Annotated in this window: 23 protein-coding genes; 9 read left to right on the top strand and 14 right to left on the bottom strand. The window is 66.9% G+C overall.

From position 1 onward, the window contains the following. Positions 1–254 (top strand): hypothetical protein (locus tag H162_RS35055; protein WP_040787993.1); only part of this gene is annotated, 254 nt, incomplete at its 5' end. Between the two features lie 61 nt (positions 255–315). Here the strand turns inward: H162_RS35055 and H162_RS35680 are convergent. The 5 genes from H162_RS35680 to H162_RS0125405 form a co-directional block, all read right to left on the bottom strand. After that, entirely contained in the window at positions 316–3,459 is a 3,144-nt protein-coding gene (locus H162_RS35680; protein WP_020656299.1) for a S8 family serine peptidase, read from the bottom strand. Between the two features lie 9 nt (positions 3,460–3,468). After that, positions 3,469–4,146 (bottom strand): NF038120 family PEP-CTERM protein, encoded by a 678-nt coding sequence (locus H162_RS31935; protein WP_169444573.1) that lies wholly within the window; start codon positions 4,144–4,146, stop codon positions 3,469–3,471. Positions 4,147–4,330: 184 nt separating this feature from the next. Continuing rightward, positions 4,331–5,113 carry a PEP-CTERM sorting domain-containing protein gene (locus H162_RS0125395; protein WP_084677127.1) on the bottom strand — a complete coding sequence of 261 codons (783 nt, stop codon included), beginning with the start codon at positions 5,111–5,113 and terminating at the stop codon, positions 4,331–4,333. A 306-nt stretch (positions 5,114–5,419) separates the two neighbouring features. Continuing rightward, a complete protein-coding gene (locus H162_RS0125400) occupies positions 5,420–6,121 on the bottom strand; it encodes a 2OG-Fe(II) oxygenase (RefSeq protein ID WP_026355083.1) in 702 nt (233 codons plus the stop codon). Positions 6,122–6,126: 5 nt separating this feature from the next. Then, a complete protein-coding gene (locus tag H162_RS0125405; protein ID WP_020656303.1) occupies positions 6,127–6,681 on the bottom strand; it encodes a cob(I)yrinic acid a,c-diamide adenosyltransferase in 555 nt (184 codons plus the stop codon). Between the two features lie 81 nt (positions 6,682–6,762). Between H162_RS0125405 and H162_RS0125410 the strand changes: the two genes are divergently transcribed. The 3 genes from H162_RS0125410 to glcF are packed head-to-tail and all read left to right on the top strand — an operon-like array spanning position 6,763 to position 10,550. Further along, a complete protein-coding gene (locus tag H162_RS0125410; RefSeq protein WP_020656304.1) occupies positions 6,763–8,256 on the top strand; it encodes an FAD-linked oxidase C-terminal domain-containing protein in 1,494 nt (497 codons plus the stop codon). 19 nt (positions 8,257–8,275) lie between these two features. After that, entirely contained in the window at positions 8,276–9,325 is a 1,050-nt protein-coding gene (glcE, locus tag H162_RS0125415) for a glycolate oxidase subunit GlcE (RefSeq protein WP_020656305.1), read from the top strand. A 4-nt stretch (positions 9,326–9,329) separates the two neighbouring features. Further along, the gene (glcF, locus tag H162_RS0125420) at positions 9,330–10,550 is read left to right on the top strand and encodes a glycolate oxidase subunit GlcF (RefSeq protein WP_020656306.1); all 1,221 of its coding nucleotides are present in this window, start codon (positions 9,330–9,332) and stop codon (positions 10,548–10,550) included. 7 nt (positions 10,551–10,557) lie between these two features. Here the strand turns inward: glcF and H162_RS0125425 are convergent, their stop codons facing one another. Together H162_RS0125425 and H162_RS0125430 are read right to left on the bottom strand one after the other, a co-directional pair. After that, entirely contained in the window at positions 10,558–10,962 is a 405-nt protein-coding gene (locus H162_RS0125425) for a nuclear transport factor 2 family protein (RefSeq protein ID WP_026355084.1), read from the bottom strand. A gap of 43 nt (positions 10,963–11,005) precedes the next feature. Continuing rightward, positions 11,006–11,755, bottom strand: coding sequence for an SDR family NAD(P)-dependent oxidoreductase (locus tag H162_RS0125430; RefSeq protein ID WP_020656308.1), 750 nt, complete (start codon positions 11,753–11,755; stop codon positions 11,006–11,008). Positions 11,756–11,892: 137 nt separating this feature from the next. Here H162_RS0125430 and H162_RS0125435 point away from each other — a divergent pair, with 137 nt between their 5' ends. The 3 genes from H162_RS0125435 to H162_RS0125445 all read left to right on the top strand — a co-directional run bounded on the left by H162_RS0125435 (position 11,893) and on the right by H162_RS0125445 (position 15,293). Next, complete coding sequence (locus tag H162_RS0125435; RefSeq protein WP_020656309.1) at positions 11,893–12,795, top strand: LysR family transcriptional regulator; 903 nt, start codon at positions 11,893–11,895, stop codon at positions 12,793–12,795. Positions 12,796–12,878: 83 nt separating this feature from the next. After that, the gene (locus H162_RS0125440) at positions 12,879–14,921 is read left to right on the top strand and encodes a glycoside hydrolase family 97 protein (RefSeq protein ID WP_020656310.1); all 2,043 of its coding nucleotides are present in this window, start codon (positions 12,879–12,881) and stop codon (positions 14,919–14,921) included. Positions 14,922–14,978: 57 nt separating this feature from the next. Then, positions 14,979–15,293 carry a hypothetical protein gene (locus H162_RS0125445; RefSeq protein ID WP_156885799.1) on the top strand — a complete coding sequence of 105 codons (315 nt, stop codon included), beginning with the start codon at positions 14,979–14,981 and terminating at the stop codon, positions 15,291–15,293. Positions 15,294–15,300: 7 nt separating this feature from the next. On the opposite strand, the gene H162_RS0125450 is transcribed toward H162_RS0125445, so the two are convergent. From H162_RS0125450 to H162_RS0125465, 4 genes are all read right to left on the bottom strand, one after another. Beyond that, the gene (locus tag H162_RS0125450) at positions 15,301–15,783 is read right to left on the bottom strand and encodes a glutathione peroxidase (RefSeq protein ID WP_020656312.1); all 483 of its coding nucleotides are present in this window, start codon (positions 15,781–15,783) and stop codon (positions 15,301–15,303) included. 85 nt (positions 15,784–15,868) lie between these two features. Next, positions 15,869–16,069 (bottom strand): hypothetical protein, encoded by a 201-nt coding sequence (locus H162_RS0125455; RefSeq protein ID WP_156885800.1) that lies wholly within the window; start codon positions 16,067–16,069, stop codon positions 15,869–15,871. Between the two features lie 71 nt (positions 16,070–16,140). After that, positions 16,141–17,277 carry a PilT/PilU family type 4a pilus ATPase gene (locus tag H162_RS0125460; RefSeq protein WP_020656314.1) on the bottom strand — a complete coding sequence of 379 codons (1,137 nt, stop codon included), beginning with the start codon at positions 17,275–17,277 and terminating at the stop codon, positions 16,141–16,143. 18 nt (positions 17,278–17,295) lie between these two features. Continuing rightward, positions 17,296–18,339 carry a type IV pilus twitching motility protein PilT gene (locus H162_RS0125465; protein WP_020656315.1) on the bottom strand — a complete coding sequence of 348 codons (1,044 nt, stop codon included), beginning with the start codon at positions 18,337–18,339 and terminating at the stop codon, positions 17,296–17,298. Positions 18,340–18,416: 77 nt separating this feature from the next. Between H162_RS0125465 and H162_RS0125470 the strand changes: the two genes are divergently transcribed. After that, complete coding sequence (locus H162_RS0125470; RefSeq protein ID WP_026355085.1) at positions 18,417–19,118, top strand: YggS family pyridoxal phosphate-dependent enzyme; 702 nt, start codon at positions 18,417–18,419, stop codon at positions 19,116–19,118. Between the two features lie 11 nt (positions 19,119–19,129). Beyond that, complete coding sequence (gene proC, locus H162_RS0125475) at positions 19,130–19,942, top strand: pyrroline-5-carboxylate reductase (RefSeq protein WP_020656317.1); 813 nt, start codon at positions 19,130–19,132, stop codon at positions 19,940–19,942. A 51-nt stretch (positions 19,943–19,993) separates the two neighbouring features. Here proC and H162_RS0125480 read toward each other — a convergent pair whose 3' ends face one another. The 3 genes from H162_RS0125480 to H162_RS0125490 form a co-directional block, all read right to left on the bottom strand. Continuing rightward, positions 19,994–21,955, bottom strand: a complete 1,962-nt coding sequence (locus H162_RS0125480; protein WP_020656318.1) for a TRAP transporter large permease — start codon at positions 21,953–21,955, stop codon at positions 19,994–19,996. Then, the gene (locus H162_RS31940) at positions 21,952–22,536 is read right to left on the bottom strand and encodes a TRAP transporter small permease subunit (RefSeq protein ID WP_020656319.1); all 585 of its coding nucleotides are present in this window, start codon (positions 22,534–22,536) and stop codon (positions 21,952–21,954) included. Before H162_RS31940 ends, H162_RS0125480 begins: the two co-directional genes overlap by 4 nt. 75 nt (positions 22,537–22,611) lie before the next feature. Then, positions 22,612–23,757: a TRAP transporter substrate-binding protein gene (locus H162_RS0125490; protein ID WP_026355086.1), complete on the bottom strand. Its 1,146-nt coding sequence runs from the start codon at positions 23,755–23,757 to the stop codon at positions 22,612–22,614. Positions 23,758–23,875: the final 118 nt, after the last annotated feature.

Genomic DNA, 23,875 nt, shown 5'->3' on the forward strand with positions numbered 1-23,875 from the left:
GCTTCCGCGGATTGGCCAAGGTAAAGGCACAGGCGCTGCTTGCCGCTGCATGCCAGAACATGAAGAAGATGGCGTGCCTGCTGGAACAGGCCTTGCGCCTATTTTTGCGCCGAAAATCAGGCTCACCGCGCCATCACAAGCTCTCGTATGGACTCCACACGGACTTGTTGCGGTACCAGCGAATTTTTTCGCCAGGTACGCTCCCAATGTCCTGGGCAAGCTGCCTCAAAATGCAACAAACCCTGCCTTCGTAAAAAAGACGGGGTTTGTCAGCGGTCTGGGGGACCGCAAGGTCCCCGTTTTCACTTCCGGGCCTTACTTGCCCGCATCCACCACGCGTGCAGCCCGCTCGGTCCTGGCCAGCGGCAGCGGGTCGTCGGTCTCCACCATCATCATCGTGGTCGCCGCCGGCGCCCCGGTGCGGCCCATATACTGCAGGGCGCCGACGTAGCGCTTGCCTTTCTCCAGCCCCGACCAGCTCAGGTTCACCGTAGCCATCTTGCCCGTATATACCCGGCTCGGCACGCTGGCCGTGAGCGTGCCGGCGCCCTCGCCGGCGGCGACGATCGCGGATGACAGCGAGAAGTCGACCTCGCTGCCGTTGGCGGCCTGGTAGCCGATCACGCACAGCTTGTACTCGCCGGCGGCCGGGGTGGACGCGATGACCTGTTCGTTCGAACCGCCGGCCGCGCTGGCCGACACCAGGGCGCCGGACGGATCGAGCAGCACCAGGTCGAGGTCGTCGTCACCGGGCGCGCCGGTGTCGCGGTCGAACAGTTCGAACAGTGCCAGCATGGCATTGGCCGGTACGTTCACGCTGCGCGCCAGCACCCCGGGCGCGCCGTTGCGGCAGGCCGCCTGCATCTGCGCCGGGGTGTCGTACTGCGCCGACTGGCCGACCCTGAGCTGGGTGCGCTGGATCTCGCGCAAGCCGCCGGTGGCCGCGCCCATGCGGCCCGAGAAGTCGGTGGACACGCTGATCATCTTGCTGTCGCTGGCCAGTTCCGAGTGCAGGATGGTCGGCGCCACCACGTCGCGGCCGATGCGCGCCGTGATCGGGCTGCGCACCACGTGGCGTCCGTCGGTCCAGGTCAGCTTGCCGACCCGCCATACCCGTTCGATGGCGCTGGTGCGGGTGACCGAGAGCGTGAACGACTTGGTCTCGCCCGGCGCCAGGGTCAAGGTGGACGGCGACAGCACCGTGCTGAAGCCCGCCATCTCGACCTTGCCGGTATAGGTCGCGCTGGTGGCACCCACGTTGGTGACGCTGCGCTTGACGACCGTGGTGCCGATCACGTTGCCGATCGAGATGCCGGGCTGGTTCAGCTCGTAGCCCTCGATCTTGCCCTCGCCGCATTCGGAACCGATGTCGCGGCCGCACAGGTATTTCTTGTAGTCGCTGGCGCTCGCGGTATAGACCAGGCCCGGATCGTCGGCCGCGTTCGGGGCGACGTGGCCGGCGCCCTGGCCCCAGGGCAGGGTGCCGGACTGCTCGCCGAACAGCCCGTCGGGCAGGGTGTCGTAGGCGGTCGTCATCAGCGCCGACTTGATCGCCGAGGGCGACCAGTCGGGGTGGCGCTGGCGGAGCAGGGCGGCCAGGCCGGCGACGTGCGGGCTGGACATCGAGGTGCCCTGGTACAGCCCCCAGTTCGACGGCGGCGCGAAGCTGCCCACGGCAAGGTCGTCGCGCTGCTGCTGGGTCAGGCCCGGGGTTACGCCGGCCAGGATGTTCACGCCGGGCGCGGCCAGGTCGGGCTTGAACACGTTGCCGTCGTAGCGGTTCGGGCCGCGCGAGGAAAACGCCGCCATGACCGGCGCGTTGCCGCGCATGGTGGTGAAGAACTTGCCGAGCGAGGCCGAGGCGCCGCCCTGGACCGCGTAGGCGAGAATGGCGGCGCCGTCCTCGGCGCTCACGTGCAGGCTCGGCACCGCATGCGGATCGGCCACCAGGCCGTTGCCGTCGTCCACCAGCACCATGCCGGCGCCGCCCGCTTCGCTTACCGCCGCGCTCTTGTCGACACGGGCATTCTGGCCGCGCTGGCAGACCACGATCGCCCCGTTCACCTTGGCCGGGTCGAGCAGCGCCGCGCCGCCGTTCGCGGACGTGCTGAAGCATAGCGCCACCCGCTCCGGATCGGCGCCCGGCAGCGCCACGCTGGCCGCCGTGACGATCGGCGTGCCGGCCGGCAGCGCGGTGGCGTTGAGCGAGGCGCCGGCGTATTTCACGCCGCTCCCGAGCTGCAGGTCGGCCTGCTGGAAGCGGTTGTGGGTCGAGGCGGCCACCGTCGTCAGCCAGGGGCTGATGTGGGCCACGGACGGGTTCGGACCCGCGTTGCCGGCCGAGGCGGCGACGAACACGCCGGCGTTGGCTGCGTGCAGGAAGGCCAGTTCGACCGGATCGGCCACGGTGCCGCCGCCGCCGATCGAGAAGTTCAGCACGTGCACGCCGTCCGCCACGGCCTGTTCGATGGCCTGGATGCTGTCGCCGGTCCAGCAGCTGATGCTGTTGCCGGTCGGGCTGAACGGGTCGTTGTAGGACCAGCAAACCTTGTACATCGCCACCCGCGCGCGCGGCGCCATCCCGGAAGCGGTGCCGAACCAGGCGCCGCCGACGGTGGCCTCGACGCCGTGGTTGCCGGCCGCCGTGCTCGCCGTGTGGGTGCCGTGGCCGCCGCCGCCGACCGTGCCGCCGAGCGAGTCGCGCGGCGAACGGAAATCGGTCCATGACATGCTGCCGCCTTCCATTTCCAGATACGCGCGGAAGGTGGCGTCGAAATAGCGTGCGCCGATCAGCTTGTTGTTGCAATGGGCGGCGGTGAAGCCTTCGCCGGTCTGGCAGGTGCCTTGCCAGCGTGCCGGCGCGGGGCCGTAGGCCAGGGTCGCGTCATTTGCGAAACTGGGCTTGCCCTTGCTGTCGACGCGGTCGGCGAAGGCCGGGTTTTCCGGCCACAGGCCGCTGTCGAGGATGCCGACGATGACATCCTCGCCGGCCTTGCCGGCGCCGCCGGCGCGGTTCCACAGCCCGTCCTGCTGGTCCAGGCCGAGGAACTGCGGGGTGAAACTGGTCTGCAGCTTGCGCGGCTCGTCCACCCAGATGTTGGCCACCTGGCCGCTGGCCTTGAGCTGGCGCACTTCGGCGTCGGTCAGCATGGCGGAGAAGCCGTTGAACACGAGCTGGTAGTCGTGCAGCACCGGCGCCGACGAGACCAGGGCCTGCACGCCGGCCTGGCGCTGGCGCAGGTAGCCGGCGTACTGGCGCACCGGCTGCGCCTGCGGGTCGAGGCGCTGGCTGGGCGCGGCGCGGGTGGCGGCGAAGCCGGTCACGCCGCCCTGGTAGGAAGCCGCCGGCGGCTCGGTCAGTTGCACGATGTAGGGGCGGCGCGTGTCGGAGGCCATGGCCTGCAGCGACACCATGAGCAGGCCGGTCAGCACGAGTGCGGCATAGGGACGGATGATCATGGCGGCTCCTCAGGCGGCGTTCGGGAAACGGCGGCGGCGGCAGGCGGCCAGGCCCAGCAGGCCGGCGCCGAGCACCATCCAGGATGCGGGTTCCGGCAGCGCCGCGACCTGCAGGTCCACGTTGTCGACGGCGAACTGGCCTTCGTTGCTGTCGAATGCGTGGCAATAGCCTTCCGCGTCGCAGGCGAACGCGAACATCGCCAGGGCGACGAACTGTTGGCCGCCGAACAGGCCGGTGCTGTAGTCCTGGAACGACAGCTCCTTGCCGAAGCCCGGCAGCGCGATGTCGAATACGGCCCAGCTGTTGTCGGCGCGGAAGCCCTGCATGCGCAGGATGCCCGCAAGCTCCGGATAGATCGCGCCGGCGAGCGGACCGACGAAGGAGGCCGACAGCGAGGCGATCGAGAATGCGGCCTGGTCCTGGCGCTCGAACACCACCACGCCATCGTTCAGGCCGGCCAGGTAGTTGCCGCTGTTGTTGGACGGGCAGTGCAGCCAGCTGCAGCCGCCGCTCTTGCCGTCCAGGATGCCGCCCACCAGGTCGGTCGGCAGCGAATCCGAAAAGGCCGTATCGCCGCGCACGGTGTAGCCGCCGCCGACGCCGATGGCCTGGCCGTAGTGCAGCGCCTGCGGCGCCAGCGATTCGAAATTGATGATTTCAGCGTGCAGCGGGGCAGCGGCTGCCACGGACAACACGAGCGCACTGGCGCGAAGAATCTGTTTTACCGAGAAGTTCATGAACCCTATCCTTGGAAATGAAACACATTAGGCAACGACACTGGCGGCCGTCCGGACGTGCGGCGTCCCGCCCGGGGCTTGGGCTGCTGCGATCAACGGAATGGATGGAACTGGGCCGTTCAGGCCCCGGCGTTCAGGAGAGCGCCGTGTGGCGGGCTTGCCGTCGGCGCGAACAGAAGCCGAGCAGGGCCAGGCCGAGACCGCTCATGGCCACGGACGAAGGCTCGGGCACGGGGGCGTCCTGGTCCAACTGCGGGGGGACCGACTCGAGGTTGAGGAAGAATGGATCGCGGGGACGGCTGATGCCGTTGACGAAGGTCAGCTGTTCACCTTCGGCACCGATGCCCAGGGCATTGGCGGTAAAGCTGGTGAAGCCCAGCATGAAGTAGCGCCCGGCGGTGGCATTGATGTCGTACAGCGCGCCGCCCGACAGCCTGACCTTCTCCGGCCCGGTGCCGATGGTGGCGCTGCCGTACTGGATGCCGCTGCCGAGATCGTTGTAGGCCTCGATACCGGGGTGGAAGGTATCGGAGAACTGCAGGAAGTAGGTGGAGACGTCGAAGATGCCGATCCTGACTTCCGGGACCTGCGAGGCCTCGGTAGAGAACGAGGTGAACGTCAGGTTGGCGCTGCTGTACTGGCCGGGCGGGATGTAGAACATGGCATAGCTGTTGTAGATCGTTCCGCCAGTGAGCCCGGTGATCATGTTGGCGCCCCCGGCAAGGCCGTTGCTGTTGCCCTCGTTGTTGACGCCGCCCATGAAGATGGGCTGGATGCTGATGGCCGCCGCCGCCGCCAGGCCGGGCGCCAGCAGGCTTGCCGCCATCATGGCGCTTCCCAGCGCCGCCCTCATCATGCGCGCCGGGGAGGGCCGGACTGGCGCCACTTCACCTGTTGCGCTTGCAAAATTGTTCATTATTTCTCCTCATATTTGTTAAAGGAATGTCTATATTACGACTCGGATTGCCTTGCGTAACGTGTACATACAATTTTGCGACAAGTTTGTTTTTGGAAAGTTCTATGCGTTTGTGCGCCATAGGTAGAATCATCCTGCTGTTTTGTCCTGAACCTTGGAATATGGCCCGCACCATCGTGGTGCATGGACCAGTCGGCCTGCGGCGGCACGTCGCAGGCGGCAGCCTGCTGGAGGGGAAGGATGGGAAAGGAAAGGAGGCGGGGATGCCTCCCGGAGGGACGCCGGTCGCCGCCGGCGACTGCCGTCTCAGCGGCCCTGGCCGAACAGCGCCTCGGCGCGCTGGTACAGGATCCACGAGGTGGCGATGTACTTGTCGCCGCTGGTGGCGACATGGCCCTTGTGGGTGTGCGTGAAGCCGGCCGGCGCGATCACCAGGCGGCCCTTGCGCGGCGCGATCTTGCGCCCCTGGTAGAGGAACTCGGTCTCGCCGCCTTCCTCGATGTCGTTCAGGTAGAACTGCCACAGCAGCACGCGGTGCAGGCTTTCGCAGCTGGCGTTCTGCGGATAGATCTCGGAATGCCAGTGGTGGTAGCCGCCGCTGCCCTTCAGGTACTTCTGCAGGTTGATGCTGCCCGGACGGTACAGCGCGCGCATCAGTTCCTCGATGTTGGGGCGGCCGACTTCGTCGAAGTTGTCCAGCGCGAGCACGGTCGGCGCGCCGGTCTGCGGATGCGCGACGGTGGGGGAGAGCGAGCCCATGACCAGCATGCGGTACCTGTCGATGTACTGTTCCAGGTGGCGCGACATGGTCGCCAGCAGCAACCCGGTGACGTCGTCCCAGTCGCGGTACTGGTCGATGGTCAGGTCGTAGCTGTCCTTCTTCTGCACGTCCACGCCCTGGCCGGTGCGGCCGCGCACCACCTTGTCGCTGGCGTCGAAGCGCGCCACCAGGTCGTCGCACTGCTGCGGCGTGAGCGCGCCGTCGTACACCCCGATGAAATCGTCCATGCGCATCAGCCCCGCTTGCGCTCGTGCTGCCACAGCACGTCGCTGCCGCCCGCGAAGCGGTTCAGCACGCGCGCCAGCACGAACATCAGGTCGGACAGGCGGTTGACGTACTGGCGCGGGTGGGCGTGGATGGTCTCGGCCTTCGACAGCGCCACGATGGCGCGCTCGGCGCGCCGGCACACGGTGCGGCAGACATGCGCCGTCGATGCCGCGCGCGAGCCGGCCGGCAGGATGAATTCCTTCAGGATCGGCAGGTCGGCATTGTATTTTTCGAGCAGGCCGTCGAGGCGCGCCACGTGCTCTTCCTTGATCATCTGGTAGCCGGGGATGCACAGTTCGCCGCCCAGGTCGAACAGGTCGTGCTGGATCGAGACCAGCTCTTCGCGCAGCTCGCCCGGCATGTCCTCGCACAGCAGCAGGCCGACGAAGGAATTGAGCTCGTCGACTTCGCCGAGAGCGTGGATGCGTGCGCTGTCCTTGCCCGTACGGCTGCCGTCGCCCAGCCCGGTGCTGCCGTCGTCGCCCGTGCGCGTCGCGATTTTGGAAAGTCGATTGCCCATGATGTTCTCTTATGCAGGATGTTTGAAAAACGATAGGACGAGCATACGACAAAACGTGGCAATTGTGCTTACAATCGAAGCATGTCCGCCACCACCCCCGCCACCACCTCCATTTCCCCCGAGCGGCGCGCGCAGGTCGCCCGCGCCCTGCGCGCGCGGCTGCCGGATCGCTGCGTCCTGTCCGACCCCGAAGACACCCGCCCGTACGAATGCGACGGACTGGCCGCCTATCGCCAGCTGCCGCTGATCGTCACCCTGCCCGACAACGAGGAACAGGTGCTGGCGATCCTGGACGTGTGCCGCGAACTGAAGGTGCCGATCGTGCCGCGCGGCGCCGGCACCGGCTTGTCCGGCGGTGCGCTGCCGATCGCCGAAGGCGTGGTGCTCTCGACCGCCCGCATGAACCGCATCGTGCGCGTCGAACCCTACGCGCGCACGGCGATCGTCCAGCCGGGCGTGCGCAACCTGGCCATTTCCGAGGCGGCGGGCCCCCACGGCCTGTACTACGCGCCCGATCCGTCCTCGCAGATCGCCTGCACCATCGGCGGCAACGTGGCCGAGAACTCGGGCGGCGTGCACTGCCTGAAATACGGCCTGACCGTGCACAACGTGCTGCGCGTGCGGGTGGCCACCATCGAGGGCGAGATCATCGAACTGGGCGGCGAGGCGCTCGACGCCCCGGGCCTGGACCTGCTGTCGGTGTTCATCGGCTCGGAAGGCATGCTCGGCATCGTCCTTGAGGTCACGGTGAAGCTGGTGCCCAAGCCCAGCGTGGCCCAGGTCATCATGGCCTCGTTCGGCGATGTCGTCACCGCCGGCAATGCGGTGGCCAGCGTGATCGCGGCCGGCATCATCCCGGCCGGGCTGGAGATGATGGACCGCACCTCGGTGCGCATGGTCGAGCCCTACGTGAAGGCCGGCTACGACCTCGACGCCGCCGCCATCCTGCTGTGCGAAGCCGACGGCACCGCCCTCGAAGTGGCCGAGGAGATCGAGCGCATGAGCGCCGTGCTGCAGGGGGCGGGCGCCACCGCCATCGCGGTGTCGCAGACCGAGGCCGAGCGCGCGCGCTACTGGTCGGGCCGCAAGAACGCCTTTCCGGCGGCCGGCCGCATCTCGCCCGACTATTACTGCATGGACGGCACCATCCCGCGCAAGCAGCTGGCGCGCGTGCTGTCCGGGATCGCGCAGATGGAACAGGCCTTCGGGCTGCGCTGCGCGAACGTGTTCCATGCGGGCGACGGCAACATGCATCCGCTGATCCTGTTCGATGCGAACCAGCCGGGCGAGTTCGATCGCGCCGAGGCCTTCGGGGCGGCCATCCTGGCGCTGTGCGTCGAAGTGGGCGGCACCATCACGGGCGAACACGGGGTCGGGATGGAGAAGATCAATTCGATGTGCGTGCAGTTCAGCCGCAAGGAGCTGGACGCCTTCTTCGCGGTCAAGCGCGCCTTCGACGCGCCGATGCTGCTCAACCCCGACAAGGCGATTCCCACGCCGCACCGCTGCGCCGAGTTCGGCAAATTGCACGTCCATGGCGGCGCGCTGCCGTTCCCGGACCTGCCGCGTTTCTAAACGAGATCGAAATTCAATCATGCAGGCTATCGAACAATTCCAGGAACGGGTGCGCGCGGCCGCCGCCGGCGGCACGGCCTTATGCATCCGCGGCGGGGGCACCAAGGACTGGTATGGCCAGCGTCCGGAGGGCGAGGTCCTCGACACGCGCGGCTATGCCGGCATCATCGACTACGAGCCGACCGAACTGGTGATCACGGCGCGCTGCGGCACGCCGCTGGCCGAGATCGAGGCCCTGCTTTCCGAGCGCAGGCAGATGCTGGCTTTCGAACCGCCGCACTTCGGCGCGGGCGCCACGTTCGGGGGCGCCATCGCCGCCGGCCTGTCCGGCCCGCGCCGCGCCACCAGCGGCGGCGTGCGCGACTTCGTGCTGGGCGCGAAGCTGCTGGACGGGAAGGGCGACCTGCTGTCCTTCGGCGGCCAGGTGATGAAGAACGTGGCCGGCTACGACGTGTCGCGCATGCTGGCCGGTTCGCTCGGCACCCTGGGCGTGCTGATGGAAATCTCGGTCAAGGTGCTGCCGCGGCCGGTCGCCGAGACCACCCTGCGCTTCGAGATCGGCGAGATCGACGCCATCCGCAAGCTCAACGAATGGGGCGGCCAGCCGCTGCCGCTGTCGGCCAGCTGCTGGGTCGATGGCGTGCTGGCGCTGCGCCTGTCGGGCGCGCAGGCGGCGGTCGATGCGGCCATCCGTTCGCTGGGCGGCGAGCCGATGCCGGACGGCGCCGGGTTCTGGGCCGGACTGCGCGAGCAGCGGCTTGCCTTCTTCGCCGGCGAGGAACCGCTGTGGCGCCTGTCGGTGCCGTCGACCACGGGCGCGATCGTGCTCGGAGGCGCACAGCTGATCGAGTGGGGCGGGGCGCAGCGCTGGCTGCGCGCCGACACCGCGAGCGTCACGGCGATCCGGCGCACGGCGGCGGCCATCGGCGGCCACGCGACCCTGTTCCGTGGCGGCGACAAGGGCGTGGGCGTGTTCCAGCCCCTGCAGCCCGCCGTGGCGAAGATCCACGAACGCCTGAAGGCGTCCTTCGATCCGTCGCATGTCTTCAACCCGGGACGGATGTACTGACACCATGCAAACCAATCTCGCCGATTTCATCAAGGGCACGCGCGAAGGCGATGAGGCGGAGGCGATCCTGCGCGCCTGCGTGCATTGCGGCTTCTGCACCGCCACCTGCCCGACCTACCAGCTGCTGGGCGACGAGCTCGATGGCCCGCGCGGCCGCATCTACCTGATCAAGCAGGTGCTCGAAGGCGTGATGCCGACCCGCAAGACCCAGCTGCACCTGGACCGCTGCCTCACCTGCCGCAACTGCGAGACCACCTGTCCGTCGGGCGTGAAGTATGGCCGGCTGGTCGACATCGGCCGCCGGGTGGTCGAGGAAAGGGTGCCGCGCCCGCTGGGCGACCGCATCAGGCGCACCACGCTCAAGGAATTCCTGCCGCGTGCGGGGCTGTTCAAGCCGGCCTTCAAGGCCGGGACGCTGGCGCGGCCGCTGCTGTCGCAGAACTTGCAGGACAAGCTGCAGCCGGCGCGTCCCGCCGGCCGCTGGCCGTCGCGCGTCCACGCGCGCAAGATGCTGGTGCTGGACGGCTGCGTGCAGCCGGCGATGGGGCCGAACATCAACGCCGCCAGCGCGCGCGTGCTGGACGCGCTGGGCGTGCAGCTGCTCGTGGCGCCGAAGGCCGGCTGCTGCGGCGCGGTGCGCTACCACATGAACGACCAGGCGGGCGGCCTGGACGACATGCGGCGCAACATCGACGCCTGGTGGCCCTATGTGGAGCAGGTCGAGGCGATCGTCATGACCGCTTCCGGCTGCGGCGTCACGGTCAAGGAGTACGGCCACCTGCTGGCGCATGACCAGGCCTATGCGGCCAGGGCGCAGCGCATTTCGGAAATGACGAAGGACCTGTCCGAGATCCTGCCGCAGTTCCAGGACCAGCTGGCCGCGCAGCTGCGCGGGAAGATCGGCAAGCGCGTCGCCTACCACCCGCCCTGCACCCTGCAGCACGGCCAGCAGATCCGCGGCAAGGTCGAGGGCGTGCTGCATGCCGCCGGCGTGGACGTGGTGCTGTGCGCCGACAACCACCTGTGCTGCGGCTCGGCGGGCGCCTATTCGGTGATGCACCCCGAGATCGCGCACGAGCTGCGCGACCGCAAGCTGGCCAGCCTGGCCGCGACCGGGGCCGCAGAGATTGTCTCGGCGAATATCGGCTGCCTGACCCATTTGCAGTCGGGCACCGACACCCCGGTCACGCACTGGATCGAACTGATCGACCGCGCGCTGGCCTGAACGCGGCTCAGGGGCGGGCGGCGCGCGATACCGCGTAGCTGTCCTCGAACATCAGCAACTCGCCGATCTCGCCGTTCGCCACCGTCAGCACGATGGCGAACGGCGACTCGACGGTCTTGCCGGTCTGGCGCGAGCGCGAGGCCAGTTCGCCGAGGATGACGGCGCGCCGCTCGTTGGCGAGGATGTCGCGCACCTCGAAGCGCAACGGCTCGACCAGCTCGCGCAGGCCGCGCAGGAAGTCGGCGGCGGCCTGGCGTCCTGTGCGTTTTCCGATCCAGGGCAGGGCGCCGACATCGCCCGGGATGTCGAAACGCAGGTCGCTGCTGAACAGGCTGGCAAAGGCGTCGATATCGCCGGCGCCCAGGCGCGCCAGGAACTCATCGGCCAGGCGCCGGGTCACAACTGCACTCATGGTGGTCTCCTTCATCGCAGGATTGGCGAAGCAGCGTCGAACATCATACCTGCGCCGCGCCGCCATCGGCGTACACCGCGCTGCCGTTCATGAAGCTGCTGTCGCTTGATGCCAGGAAAGCCGCCACTTTGGCGATTTCCTCCGGCTTGCCGAGGCGGCCGATCGGCACCTGGGTGGCCAGGTAAGCCAGCAGGCCTTCTTCCTGCCCCGCCGGCGCCAGCCCGGTCAGGCCGGGAGTCAGCACCGGCCCCGGGGACAGCACATTGACGCGGATCCGGCGCGGCGCCAGGTCGAGCGCCCAGGAGCGGGCAAGATTGCGCACCGCGGCCTTGCTGGCGCTGTAGATGCTGAAGCTGGCGGTGCCGGTGTCCTGCACGGTCGAGCCGGTGAGGATGACCGAGCTGTCTTCCCTGAGCAGGGGCAGGGCTTTCTGCACGGTGAACACCAGGCCCCGCACATTGCTGCCGAAGATGCGGTCGAAGTGCTCTTCGTCGATCTCGCCGAGCGGCTTCATGTCGCCGCCGCCGGCGTTGGCGAACAGGATGTCGAGATGGCCCGCCTGTTCCCTGATCTCGGCGTAGACCCGGTCCAGGTCGTCCAGCTTCGCGACGTCGCCGCGGATGCCGGCGGCGCCGTGGCCGATCGCCTCCACCGCCGCGTCGAGTTCCTGCTGGCGGCGGCCGGTGACGAAGACGCGCGCGCCCTGGGCGGCGAATTCCTGTGCCGATGCCAGGCCGATGCCGCTGGTGCCGCCGGTGACCAGGGCCACTTTGCCTTCGAGTTTCGTGTTCATGATGTGCTCCTTCGTGTGCAGGTTGGATCGCGGACTGCGATGGACACACTGTAGGCGCCTTGGATTATTGAATAAATCCGCTATTTGCGAATACATTATTTCCTTGCGTGGACAATGCACACACTTGGGAGACATGCATGGACCAGCTTGCGGCGATCCGCGCCTTTGCCCGCGTGGTGGAGGCGGGCAGCTTCACCCGGGCGGCCGATTCGCTCGACATGCCGAAGGCGACCGTCACCAAGCTGGTGCAGTCGCTGGAAGCGCACCTGCGCGTCAGGCTGCTGCAGCGCACGACCCGGCGCGTCACCGTGACGCCCGAGGGCGCGGAATACTACGAGAAGACCGGGCGCCTGCTGGCAGAGCTGGAAGAAATCGACGGCGGCTTCGGCGTCTCGCAAAGCCGTCCGCGCGGCCGGCTGCGCATCGACGTGGGCAGCTCGGTCGCCAACCTGCTGCTGCTGCCGGCCCTGCCCGAATTCCTGGCGCGCTATCCGGAGATCCGCGTCGATCTCGGTGTCAGCGACCGCCATGTCGACCTGGTCGGCGAGAACGTCGACTGCGTGATCCGCGGCGGGCCGCTGTCGGAACAGGCGATGGTGGGGCGGCAGATCGGCGCCGCCGCCTGGGTGACCTGCGCGGCGCCAGGCTATCTCGAGCGTCATGGCGTGCCCGCCGATCCCGGCGAGCTGGAACGCGAGCACCGCGTGGTGAGCTACCTGTCGGCGCGCACCAACCGCGTGCTGCCGATGGAGTTCAGCAAGGGCAAGCAGCATGTCGCGCTGCCGGGAACCCGGAACGTCGGCGTCAACGAGAGCAACGCCCATATCGCGGCCGCCCTGGCGGGGCTGGGGGTGATCCAGACCTTCCGCTATGCCGCCAGGGCGCATCTCGAGGCCGGCACCCTGGCGCCGGTGCTGGAGGACTGGACGCGCCAGCCCTATCCCTTCTACATCGTCTATCCGCCCAACCGCCATCTGCACAACCGGCTGCGCGTGTTCATCGACTGGATCGCGGAACGCTTCCCGGCGCTGCTGTCCTGAACCTCGCGCCGCGATGGCGGGGGCAGGGCTTTTCTCCTATCATCGTGGCGCAGCGCCGACAACGATAACAAAGGAGATCCCCGATGCGCATCCGCAGTTCCACCGCCGCCCTCATGCTGGCCGGCTTCCTGTCCAGCCTTGGCGCCTGGGCCCAGCAGGTCGTCGCCAGCGCAGCCTCGCCCGGCAACGTGAACCTGGTCGAAGTACAGATCGATGGCGGCGGCAAGCTGGGCTACACGGTCAAGCGCAAGGGCAAGGAAGTCATCGGGCTGTCGCGCCTCGGCTTCAACCTGGCCAACGCGTCCAAGCTCGATGGCGGCTTCAGCCTGCACCGGCAGCGCGTCAGCGAGCGTGACGAGACCTGGGAGCAGCCCTGGGGCGAGCGCCAGTTCGTGCGCAACCGCTACCGCGAGCTGCGCGTCGAGGTCGAGCAGAACAGGCACGCCAGGCGCCGCCTCGCCGTGGTCTTCCGCATCTACGACGACGGCATCGGCTTCCGCTACGAATTCCCGTCCCAGCCGCAGCTGCGCGAGGTCGAGATCGTCGACGAGCTGACCGAATTCACGGTGGCGCAGCCCGCCACCGCCTGGTGGATCCCGGCCGGCGAATACCCCGGCCTCGAGGAAGAGATCCGCAAGGCGCCTTTGCGGGAAATCGGCATCGCCAACACCCCGCTGACCCTGCGCCTCGACGACGGCACCCACCTCGCCTTGCACGAGGCGGCGCTGGTCGACTACGCCTCCATGTGGCTGCGCAAGGTCGACGGCCAGAAGCTGCGCGCGATGCTGGCGCCATCCTCGAGCGGCGCGGCGGTGGTGCGCCATGGCGCCTTCACGACGCCGTGGCGCACCCTGCAGATCGCGGACGACGCGGCCGGCCTGGCCATGTCCGACCTGATCCTCAACCTGAACGAGCCGAACAAGCTGGGCGACGTCTCGTGGGTCAAGCCGTCGAAGTTCGTCGGCGTATGGTGGGAGATGCACCTGAACAAAGGCAGCTGGAACGCGGGACCGAAGCACGCCGCCACCACCGCCAACACGAAGCGCTATATCGACTTCGCGGCCAAACACGGCTTCCGCGGCGTGCTGGTCGAGGGCTGGAACCTGGGCTGGGAGAGCGACTGGGGCCACGGCGGCGCGGACTTCAGTTTTACACAAGCCTATCCGGACTTCGACCTGCCCGGCCTGGCCGCCTACGCGAAGGACAGGGGCGTGCGCCTGATCGGCCACCACGAGACCGGCGCCAACATCCCGGCCTACGAGCGCCAGATGGACGCCGCCTACCAGCTCTACGCCAGCCTGGGCATCGACAGCGTCAAGTCGGGCTATGTGCACGAAGCCGGGTCGGCGCTGTTCATGGGCCGCGACGGCCGTCCGCGCTTCGGCCACGCCGATTCGCAGGAAGGGGGGAACCACTTCCTGAAGGCGGTGCTTGATGCGGCGCGCTACAGGATCGCGATCGACACCCATGAGCCGGTGAAGGACACCGGCCTGCGCCGCACCTACCCGAACTGGCTGACGCGCGAAGGCGCGCGCGGCGTCGAGTACAACGCCTGGGGCAATCCGGTCAACAGCGTCGACCACGAGGCGAAGCTGGTGTTCACCCGCATGCTGAGCGGCCCGATGGATTACACGCCGGGCATCCTGAGCCTGGAAGGCGCGGACGGCAAGCCCTTCAACTCGACCCAGGCCAAGCAGCTGGCCAACTTCGTCCTCATCTATTCGCCGATCGTGATGGCCGCCGACCTGCCCGAGCACTACGAGAAGTACCCGGCCGCGTTCAAGTTCATCCGCGACGTGCCGACCGACTGGGCCGACACCCGCGTCATCCATGGCGCGGTGGGCGAGTACGCCACCATCGCGCGCAAGGACCGCCGTTCGCAGGACTGGTACGTGGGCGCGGTGACGGACGGGAACGCGCGCAGCCTGTCCTTGCCCTTGTCCTTCCTCGACCAGGGCAAGCGCTACCTGGCCGAGATCTACCGCGACGGCGAGCAGGCCGACTACCGCACGGCGCGCCGCTTCGACCTGGTGACCGAAACCAGGACCGTGACGGCCGGCGACGTGCTCCAGCTGCGCCTGGCCCCGGGCGGCGGGCAGGCGATCCGCCTGAGCCCGCAGCCATGAATCGCGTCCGGCGCCGGCATGGTAGGATCGGCGCCTGTCTTGAAGGAGGAAGCGATCGTGAGTTTTGTGTTCCGGCTGGTGCGCGAGGATGAAGGACTGCCACCGGCCATCGTGTTCGAGGACAGCGCCAGTCCCGGCCTGGTGCCGGTCTGGGAAGAGGTGGGCGTGTACGACGCGCTGTACAACAGCGACGGCGCGCTCGCGCGCGATATTTCACGCAAGATCGCCTTCGGCCTGGACCGGGTGAGCGAGGATGCCTCGCTGGTGAAGCTGCTCCCGCCGAATGTTTCGCTCGGCGAGGCGGTGCGTTTCCTGGAGAACGTCAACCGCGCCTGCATGACCCACGGGGCGGCGTGGGTGGAGACGCGCTAGGGGGAGCTCAGCCGGCCAGCAGGCGGTCGATGTCGGCGGTGATTTCCTCGGGCTTGGTCTGCGGCGCGTAGCGCTTGAAGACCGAGCCGTCCTTGTTGATGAGGAACTTGGTGAAGTTCCACTTGATGCCCTCGGTGCCCAGCACGCCGGGGGCTTCGCCTTTCAGGAACTTGTACAGAGGATGGGCGTTGTCGCCGTTGACGTCGATCTTGGCGAACATGGGGAAGCTGACGCCGTAGTTCTTTTCGCAGAAGGCGCCGATCTCGGCTTCGGTGCCCGGTTCCTGCTTGCCGAACTGGTTGCACGGGAAACCCAGCACGGCCACGCCGCGCTCCTGGTAGCGGCGGTGCAGCTCTTCCAGCCCCTTGTACTGCGGGGTGAAGCCGCATTCGCTGGCGGTGTTGACGATGAGCAGGATCTTGCCGCGGTATTGGGCGAGGTCGACCGGCTGGCCGTCCAGGGAGGTGGCCTGGAAATCGAATGCGTTCATGTCGTGGACTCCGTCTTGGGTGAGAAGTGGAGTTTACGTCAATATGCGGATCGGCGTGTGGACGAGGCAGGCATGGCCAGGCTGTTCATGCGCGCCGCAGTTCGACCGTCGCCAGCACCAGCGCCAGGCTGCCGACGAACGCCGACACCTGCACCGGAACCGCATCCCCCAGCACCAGCAGCGCAAGGACCGTCACAGGCAGCGCAATCAGCATCCGCCTGGTATTGAAGGCCACCACCGCCTTGTTCCCGCAGGCCGGGCACACCCCGTTCTTGAGTTTCGGCATGGTGGTGTTCCAGGCGAATCCCAGTTTCTGTCGGCAATGCGGGCAGTTCATCATGGCGTTTCCGGAGAAGGTCAGATCAGCCCGAGATTCTCGGTCCCGGCCGAGAAATCGCGGTTCTTCGCATGCTTGCTGTTGAGCTTGATGTTCAGGCGCAGGTCGTTCACCGAGTCGGCATTGCGCAGCGCGTCCTCGTAGCTGATCTTGTCCAGCTCGTACAGGTCGAACAGCGCCTGGTCGAAGGTCTGCATGCCCAGCTCGCGCGACTTCTTCATGATTTCCTTGATCTCGTGGACCTCGCCCTTGAAGATCAGGTCGGAGATCAGCGGGGAATTCAGCAGGATTTCCATCGCCACCACGCGGCCCTTGGCTTCCTTCTTCGGCACCAGGCGCTGCGAGATCAGGCCCTTCAGGTTCAGCGACAGGTCCATCAGGAGCTGCTGGCGGCGCTCCTCGGGGAAGAAGTTGATGATCCGGTCCAGCGCCTGGTTGGCGCTGTTCGCGTGCAGGGTGGCCAGGCACAGGTGGCCGGTCTCGGCGAAGGCGATCGCGTGTTCCATGGTCTCGCGGTCGCGGATCTCGCCGATCTGGATCACGTCCGGCGCCTGGCGCAGGGAATTCTTCAGCGCGGCCTCGAAACTGTCGGTGTCCACGCCCACTTCGCGCTGCGTGATCACGCAGTTGCGGTGCGGGTGGACGAATTCGACCGGGTCCTCGATCGTGATGATGTGGCCGTAGCTGTTCTCGTTGCGGTAGCCCACCATCGCCGCCATCGTGGTCGACTTGCCCGAACCGGTCGCGCCGACCATGACCACCAGGCCGCGCTTGGTCATGATCACGTCCTTGAGCACTTCCGGCAGCTGCAGGTCCTCGAACTTCGGGATCGTGGTCGTGATCACGCGCAGCACCATGCCGACGCAGCCCATCTGCATGAAGGCCGACACGCGGAAGCGTCCCAGGTCGCCCGGGCTGATCGCGAAGTTCGATTCCTTGCTCAGCTCGAACCCGGCCGCCTGCTTGTCGTTCATGATCGCACGCGCCAGGTCGGCGGTGTGGGTGCCGTTCAGCGCCTGGCTCGACACCGGCGTCATCCTGCCGTCGATCTTGATCGCCGGCGGGAAGCCGGCGGTGATGAACAGGTCCGACCCGCCCTTGCTGACCATCAGGCGCAGCAGGTCGAACATGAACTTGGATGCCTGGTCGCGTTCCATTCTCGTTTTCCCTCTGCCTTAGCCGATGAAGTTTTCCGGGATCTTGGCGGCCGCGCGCGCGGCCGGGCTGGAGATCACGTTGCGGCGCACCAGGTCGGTCAGGTTCTGGTCCAGGGTCTGCATGCCGACATTGCTGCCGGTCTGGATCGCCGAGTACATCTGGGCGATCTTGGCTTCGCGGATCAGGTTGCGGATCGCCGGCGTGCCGATCATGATCTCGTGCGCCGCCACGCGGCCCGTGCCATCCCTGGTCTTGAGCAGGGTCTGCGAGATCACGGCCTGCAGCGACTCCGACAGCATCGCGCGCACCATTTCCTTTTCCTCGGCCGGGAACACGTCGACGATACGGTCGATCGTCTTGGCGGCCGACGAGGTGTGCAGGGTGCCGAACACCAGGTGGCCGGTTTCCGCGGCCGACAGCGCCAGGCGGATGGTCTCCAGGTCGCGCAGCTCGCCCACCAGGATCGCGTCCGGGTCTTCGCGCAGCGCAGAGCGCAGCGCGTTGTTGAAGGACAGCGTGTGCGGGCCGACTTCGCGCTGGTTGATCAGGCACTTCTTGGAATCGTGCACGAATTCGATCGGGTCCTCGATGGTGAGGATGTGGCCATACTCGTTCTCGTTCAGGTGGTTGACCATCGCCGCCAGGGTGGTCGACTTGCCCGAGCCGGTCGGGCCGGTCACCAGCACCAGGCCGCGCGGCTTGAGCGCCAGCTCGCCGAAGATCTTCGGCGCGTTCAGTTCTTCCAGGCTCAGGATCTTGGACGGAATGGTGCGCAGCACCGCGGCCGCGCCGCGCTCCTGGTTGAACGCGTTGACGCGGAAGCGCGCCAGGCCCGGGATCGCGAACGAGAAGTCGCACTCCAGCACTTCCTCGTACTGCTTGCGCTGGCCGTCGTTCATGATGTCATAGATCATGCCGTGCACGTCCTTGTGCTCCAGCGGCGGCAGGTTAATCCGGCGCACGTCGCCATGCACGCGTATCATCGGCGGCAAACCGGCCGACAGGTGCAGGTCCGAGGCCTTGTTCTTGACCGAGAAGGCGAGTAATTCCGAAATGTCCATTTATAATCCCTGTGCCGTGAGCGGAGCGAGGGAAGTCCTTGTCTCGACTCAAAAAATATTTCCTATAGAAAATCATTATGTCCACAATCGCCGAGAACTTGCAAGCTGTCGAAGCGACAATCGCAGGCGCCGCCGAAGCTGCCAGCCGGCCCCGTTCCATGGTCCAGTTGCTGGCCGTTTCCAAGACTTTCCCAGCGGAGGCGGTGCTCGAGGCGATGGCTTCGGGGCAGACCGCGTTCGGCGAAAACTATCTGCAGGAAGCGCTGGACAAGATCGAAGCAGTGGCGCGCGCGCAACCCGGCGCGCCCGTCGAGTGGCATTTCATCGGTCCGATCCAGAGCAACAAGACGCGTCCGATCGCCGCCAGCTTCCATTGGGTGCACACGGTGGAGCGCCTGAAGATCGCGCAGCGCCTGTCCGAACAGCGTCCGCCCGAACTGGGGCCGCTGAACATCTGCCTGCAGGTGAACATCAGCGGCGAGGCGAGCAAGAGCGGCGCCTGCGAGCGCGAGCTGCCCGACCTGGCGCGCCAGGTGGCCGCGCTGCCGAACCTGCGCCTGCGCGGCCTGATGGCCATTCCGGAACGCCAGGTCGAACCGGCGCTGCAGCGCGCCGCCTTTGCGCGCCTGCGCGCGCTGGCCGAACAGCTGCGCGCCGGCGGGCTGCAGCTCGACACCCTGTCGATGGGCATGTCGGGCGACATGGAAGCAGCGATCGCGGAAGGCGCCACCATCGTGCGCGTCGGCAGCGCCATCTTCGGCGCCCGCCATTACGAATAAAAGGAAAACGAATGAAGATTGCATTTATTGGCGGCGGCAACATGGCCACGGCCCTGATCGCGGGCCTGGCCGGCCAGCTGACCGAAGCGGCCAACCTGCATGTGGTCGACCCCAATGCCGAGGCGCTCGAGCGCCTGTCCGGGCAGTACGGCGTGAGCACCGCGTCCGCGATCGATGCGAAGCTCGCCGGCAGCGACGTGGTGGTGCTGGCGGTGAAGCCGCAGCAGATGCGCGAGGTGGCGGCCTCGCTGGCGCCGCACCTGCAAGGGCAGCTGGTGCTGTCGATCGCGGCCGGGATCCGCATTGCGGACCTGTCGCGCTGGCTGGGCGGCCATGGCGCGATCGTGCGCTCGATGCCGAATACGCCGGCGCTGATCGCGATGGGCATCACGGGCATGGTGGCGCAGGCCGGCGTGAGCGAGGCGCAGCGCGAGGCGGCCGACCAGGTGATGCGCGCCGTCGGCAAGACGGTGTGGCTGGACGACGAGGCGAAGATCGATCCGGTGACGGCGGTGTCGGGCAGCGGTCCGGCCTATGTGTTCTACTTCCTCGAGGCGATGCAGCAGGCGGCGCTGGAGATGGGCCTGGACGCGGAGCAGGGCAAGGCGCTGGCGCTGGCCACCTTCACCGGGGCGGCGCAGCTGGCGGCGCAGTCGGCGGAGCCGGTCGAGGTGCTGCGCCAGCGCGTCACCTCCAAGGGCGGAACGACCCATGCGGCCATCACGAGCATGGAGCAGGCGGGGGTGAAGGAGGCGATCGTCGCGGCGATGAAGGCGGCGGCGGCGCGCGGGAAGGAGCTGGGCGAGGAGATGGGGCGCGATTGACCGTGCTGCCGGCGGCGCCCGCGAAGGCGCCGCCGGCCTGCTTCGCCTGGCTTACTTGTACAGCACCCCGGGCAGCCACAGTCCGATCGCAGGGAAGGTGTACAGCAAGACAATCCCCAGGACCTGAATTGCCATGAACGGCAGCATGCCCATGAAGATCTGGTTCAGGGTCACGTGTGGCGGCGCGACTCCCTTCAGGTAGAAGGCCGACATCGCCACCGGTGGCGACAGGAACGCCGTCTGCAGGTTCATCGCCACCAGCAGTCCGAAGAACAGCGGGTCGATGTTGAAGTGGTTCAGCAGAGGCACGAAAATCGGCATGAAGATGACGATGATCTCGGTCCACTCGAGCGGCCAGCCGAGCAGGAAAATCACCACTTGCGCCAGTATCATGAACTGCACCGGGGACAGGTTCATCCCCAGTACCCAGGCGTTGATGATTTCCTGCCCTCCCAGCAGGGCAAACGCGGCCGAGAAGATACTGGAGCCGACGAACAGCCAGCACACCATCGCCGTCGTCTTGGTGGCCAGGTGGGCCGATTCGCGCAGCAGGTTGAAACTGAACCTGCGGTAGGCGATCGCCAGGATCAGGCCGCCGAACGCGCCCATCGCCGCGGCCTCGGTCGGCGTCGCCAGTCCGAGCACGATGCTGCCAAGGACTGCCAGGATCATGAACGCCAGCGGAAACAGGGACCCGAGCAGCATCTTGAAAATCTCGAGACGCGCAAAGCTGAAGAAGATGTAAAAGATGAGCAGCGCGACAGCGCCAACCGCCAGCGTGATCCAGAAAGTCCTGGGCGCCGGTTTGGCGAGGGGTTCCTCAGCCTGGGCGGGTACGGCTGCCTCCAGTGGCTGGGAGGGCGCCGCGGCGGGAGCTGCGCTTGCCGCTGGCGGTGTTGCGCCGGCCCCTTCCACTGGAGGCTCGGCAAGGTCGCCTTCGACCGGCGGCTCGGCCAGCCCGCCTTCGACCGGCGGCTCGGCCAGTCCGTCGGCGTCGCCGGGGGACGAGGCGTCGATATCCTGCTGGGCGCTCATTTCGACCAGCTCCGTGGGCGCGGCTTGCGGCGCCGTTACCATCCGGTAGCCGGCTCCCATGACGGCGATAAACGCCAATGCCGGAAGCAATGCCACGAACAGGTTCGACACCAGCGTGCGATTCGGAGCATGCTCGGCGCGCGGGCCCTTGATCGCGCGCACCAGGCCGGACACCGCCATCTTGTTGTAGGCCCCGGGAATGGCTTGCGTAAATGCCGGCAGTGCGACGATGCGCTCCGCGGCAGGCAGCGGCGGCGCGGAAGCCGGCTTGAGCTTGGCGACGAGCAGCACGTAGCCCACATACAGGCCGGCCAGCATGATCCCCGGGAACAAGGCGCCCGCGTACAGCTTGACCACCGATACCCCGGCCGTCGCGCCATACACGATCAGCAGCACCGACGGCGGAATCAGGATGCCCAGGCAGCCGCCCGCCGTGATGCAGCCGGCCGAGAGCTGGGTGCTGTAGCCGGCCTTGAGCATGGCCGGCAGCGCGAGCAGGCCCATCAGCGTGACGACCGCGCCGACGATGCCGGTGGCGGTGGCGAAAATGGCGCAGGTGACGATGGTGGCCACGGCCAGCGAGCCGGGCACGCGCGCCATGGCCAGGTGCAGGCTCTTGAACAGCCGCTCGATCAGGTTGGCGCGCTCCACCAGGTAGCCCATGAAGATGAACAGCGGGATCGAGATCAGCACGTCGTTGGCCATGACCGAATAGGCGCGCTGCACCATCAGGTCGAGCGTGAGCTGGACCGCCTGTCCAGGGTCGCGGCTATGGAAGGCGAACCAGGCGAACAGTACGCCCATGCCCATCAGCGTGAACGCCGTCGGGAACCCGAGCATGATGGCGACCACCACCAGTGCGAGCATCAGCAGGCCGAGGTGGCCGTCGGTCATGTCGGCGGGCGCCGGCATCAGTATGAACAGGCCGATCACGATCGCCAGCAGGATCGACAGGCCGAACCAGATTTCTTTTCTCATTTGGTTTGCACCTCGTCCACCTTCACCATTGCCTTGAGCTTGTCGACGTCGACCTCCTCGACATCGGGTTCGCGCGCGGGCCATTCGCCGTTGCGCAGGCAGACCACACAGCGCACGATCTCGACGCAGCCCTGCAGCAGGAGCAGGATGCCGGCGAAGGGAATGACCATCTTGAAGGGATACAGCGGAGGACCGTTGGCGGTCAGGGTCGAATGCTCCCGAATGGCAAGCGACTCGGCGGCGTAGGTGTAGCCGGCCCAGACCAGGGCGACCACGCCGGGGATGAAGAAGATGAAGTACAGCAGCAGGTCCAGGCCGGCCTGCAGGCGCGGCGGAAAGAAGCTGTACAGCACATCGCCGCGCACGTGGCCGTTCTTGGCCAGCGTATAGGCGCCGGCCATCATGAAGGCGGCGCCGTACATCATGATCATCAGGTCGAAGGCCCAGGGATTGGGCGTATTCAGGGCATAGCGCGCGAACACTTCCCAGGTGATGAGGAAGGTGAGCGCCACGATCAGCCAGGAAAAGGCCTGGCCCACCCAGCTGCTGATCCGGTCGACAAAAAACAATACGTTCTGCATGGAGCGGCTCCCGGTCGCCAAAAAAGCGCCACCCCTCTTGACGCGGGGTGGCGCACATGAAGCTGCGTACGTTGTTTATGCCTTCTTCGGCGGCGGGGCCTTGCGGCCGAAGTAGTGGTTGTAGGCCATGCGGCGCGGGTTGTTGGTGTCCATGTCCCACTTCATCGCGCGCTCGGCGAAGGCGCGCATCGATGCCTCCACTTTCTTGAACAGCGGGTTGTCGGCCCCTTTCTTGGCCACCACCTCGTCCCAGACGACCAGCTGCATTTGCAGCAGCGCGTCCGGCGTCTTGTAGAACTTGACGCCGTTCTTGGTCTGCATGTCGCGGTAGTCCTTGGAGTAGCGGTCGACTGCTTTCCACGACATGTCGGCCGATGCCGCTTCGACCGCATTCTCGATGATCGCTTTCAGCTTGGCCGGCAGCGCGTTGTACTTGGTCTTGTTGAAGGTGATCTCGAACTGCTCCGAGCTCTGGTGGAAGCTCTGCAGCATGCAGATCTTCGACACATCCGGGAAGCCGAGCAAACGGTCGGAGCTGGCGTTGTTGAATTCGGCGCCGTCCAGCAGGCCGCGGTCCATGGCCGGCACGATCTCGCCGCCGGGCAGGGCGTTGACCGCCGCGCCCATGGCCGTGAACAGGTCGATCGCCAGGCCGTTGGTGCGGAACTTCATGCCCTTCAGGTCTTCCTTCCTGGTGACCGGCTTCTTGAACCAGCCCAGCGGCTGGGTCGGCATCGGGCCGGTCAGGAAGGAGACGACGTTGGCGCCGATCCCGTTATACAGCTCGGCCAGCAGTTCCTTGCCGCCGCCGTATTTGTGCCAGGCGAGCACCATGTTGGCATCCATGCCGTAGGCCGGGCCCGAGGTCCACAGCGCAATCGCGCTCTGCTTGCCGTAGTTGTAGCCCATCACGCCATGGCCGCCGTCGAGCGTACCCTTCGAGACGGCGTCCAGCAGGCCGAAGGCGGGCACGACGGCGCCGGCGGGCAGCACCTCGATGCTCAGCTCGCCGCCGGTCATGTCGTTGACCTTCTTGGCGAAGTCCAGCGCGTATTCGTGGAAGATGTCCTTGCTTGGCCAGGTGCTCTGGAAGCGCATTTTCGTCGGTGTCTGTGCCGACGCGATCATCGGAACGGCCAGTGCGGCGCCGGCGGTGGCGGTTCCCAGGAACTTTCTACGGGTGGATACTGATTGCTTCGACTCGTTATCACGCTGCTTCATGGTGTGTCTCCTGTCTAGTTATATATACATGGACTGAATCGATACACGCACAACTTCTGGCTTTTGAGCGAACTTCTCCTTCGGTTACATAGCCGGCATCACGCAGAATGTTCCTGTT

Origin of the sequence: Massilia niastensis DSM 21313, from assembly GCF_000382345.1 — a bacterium.
In the GTDB taxonomy this organism is placed as follows: domain Bacteria; phylum Pseudomonadota; class Gammaproteobacteria; order Burkholderiales; family Burkholderiaceae_D; genus Telluria; species Telluria niastensis.

Bases quoted from the DNA above. Each gene is read 5' to 3' on its own strand.
- glcE (WP_020656305.1), top strand. From the start codon at position 8,276: ATGCAGGCTATCGAACAATTCCAGGAACGGGTGCGCGCGGCCGCCGCC.
- H162_RS0125490 (WP_026355086.1), bottom strand. From the start codon at position 23,757: ATGAAGCAGCGTGATAACGAGTCGAAGCAATCAGTATCCACCCGTAGA.
- H162_RS0125465 (WP_020656315.1), bottom strand. From the start codon at position 18,339: ATGGACATTTCGGAATTACTCGCCTTCTCGGTCAAGAACAAGGCCTCG.
- H162_RS0125400 (WP_026355083.1), bottom strand. From the start codon at position 6,121: ATGGACGATTTCATCGGGGTGTACGACGGCGCGCTCACGCCGCAGCAG.
- H162_RS0125395 (WP_084677127.1), bottom strand. From the start codon at position 5,113: ATGAACAATTTTGCAAGCGCAACAGGTGAAGTGGCGCCAGTCCGGCCC.
- H162_RS0125430 (WP_020656308.1), bottom strand. From the start codon at position 11,755: ATGAACACGAAACTCGAAGGCAAAGTGGCCCTGGTCACCGGCGGCACC.
- H162_RS0125410 (WP_020656304.1), top strand. From the start codon at position 6,763: ATGTCCGCCACCACCCCCGCCACCACCTCCATTTCCCCCGAGCGGCGC.
- H162_RS0125480 (WP_020656318.1), bottom strand. From the start codon at position 21,955: ATGAGAAAAGAAATCTGGTTCGGCCTGTCGATCCTGCTGGCGATCGTG.
- proC (WP_020656317.1), top strand. From the start codon at position 19,130: ATGAAGATTGCATTTATTGGCGGCGGCAACATGGCCACGGCCCTGATC.
- H162_RS0125470 (WP_026355085.1), top strand. From the start codon at position 18,417: ATGTCCACAATCGCCGAGAACTTGCAAGCTGTCGAAGCGACAATCGCA.
- H162_RS0125455 (WP_156885800.1), bottom strand. From the start codon at position 16,069: ATGCCGAAACTCAAGAACGGGGTGTGCCCGGCCTGCGGGAACAAGGCG.
- H162_RS0125440 (WP_020656310.1), top strand. From the start codon at position 12,879: ATGCGCATCCGCAGTTCCACCGCCGCCCTCATGCTGGCCGGCTTCCTG.
- H162_RS0125450 (WP_020656312.1), bottom strand. From the start codon at position 15,783: ATGAACGCATTCGATTTCCAGGCCACCTCCCTGGACGGCCAGCCGGTC.
- H162_RS0125435 (WP_020656309.1), top strand. From the start codon at position 11,893: ATGGACCAGCTTGCGGCGATCCGCGCCTTTGCCCGCGTGGTGGAGGCG.
- H162_RS0125425 (WP_026355084.1), bottom strand. From the start codon at position 10,962: ATGAGTGCAGTTGTGACCCGGCGCCTGGCCGATGAGTTCCTGGCGCGC.
- H162_RS0125405 (WP_020656303.1), bottom strand. From the start codon at position 6,681: ATGGGCAATCGACTTTCCAAAATCGCGACGCGCACGGGCGACGACGGC.
- H162_RS31940 (WP_020656319.1), bottom strand. From the start codon at position 22,536: ATGCAGAACGTATTGTTTTTTGTCGACCGGATCAGCAGCTGGGTGGGC.
- H162_RS35680 (WP_020656299.1), bottom strand. From the start codon at position 3,459: ATGATCATCCGTCCCTATGCCGCACTCGTGCTGACCGGCCTGCTCATG.
- glcF (WP_020656306.1), top strand. From the start codon at position 9,330: ATGCAAACCAATCTCGCCGATTTCATCAAGGGCACGCGCGAAGGCGAT.
- H162_RS0125460 (WP_020656314.1), bottom strand. From the start codon at position 17,277: ATGGAACGCGACCAGGCATCCAAGTTCATGTTCGACCTGCTGCGCCTG.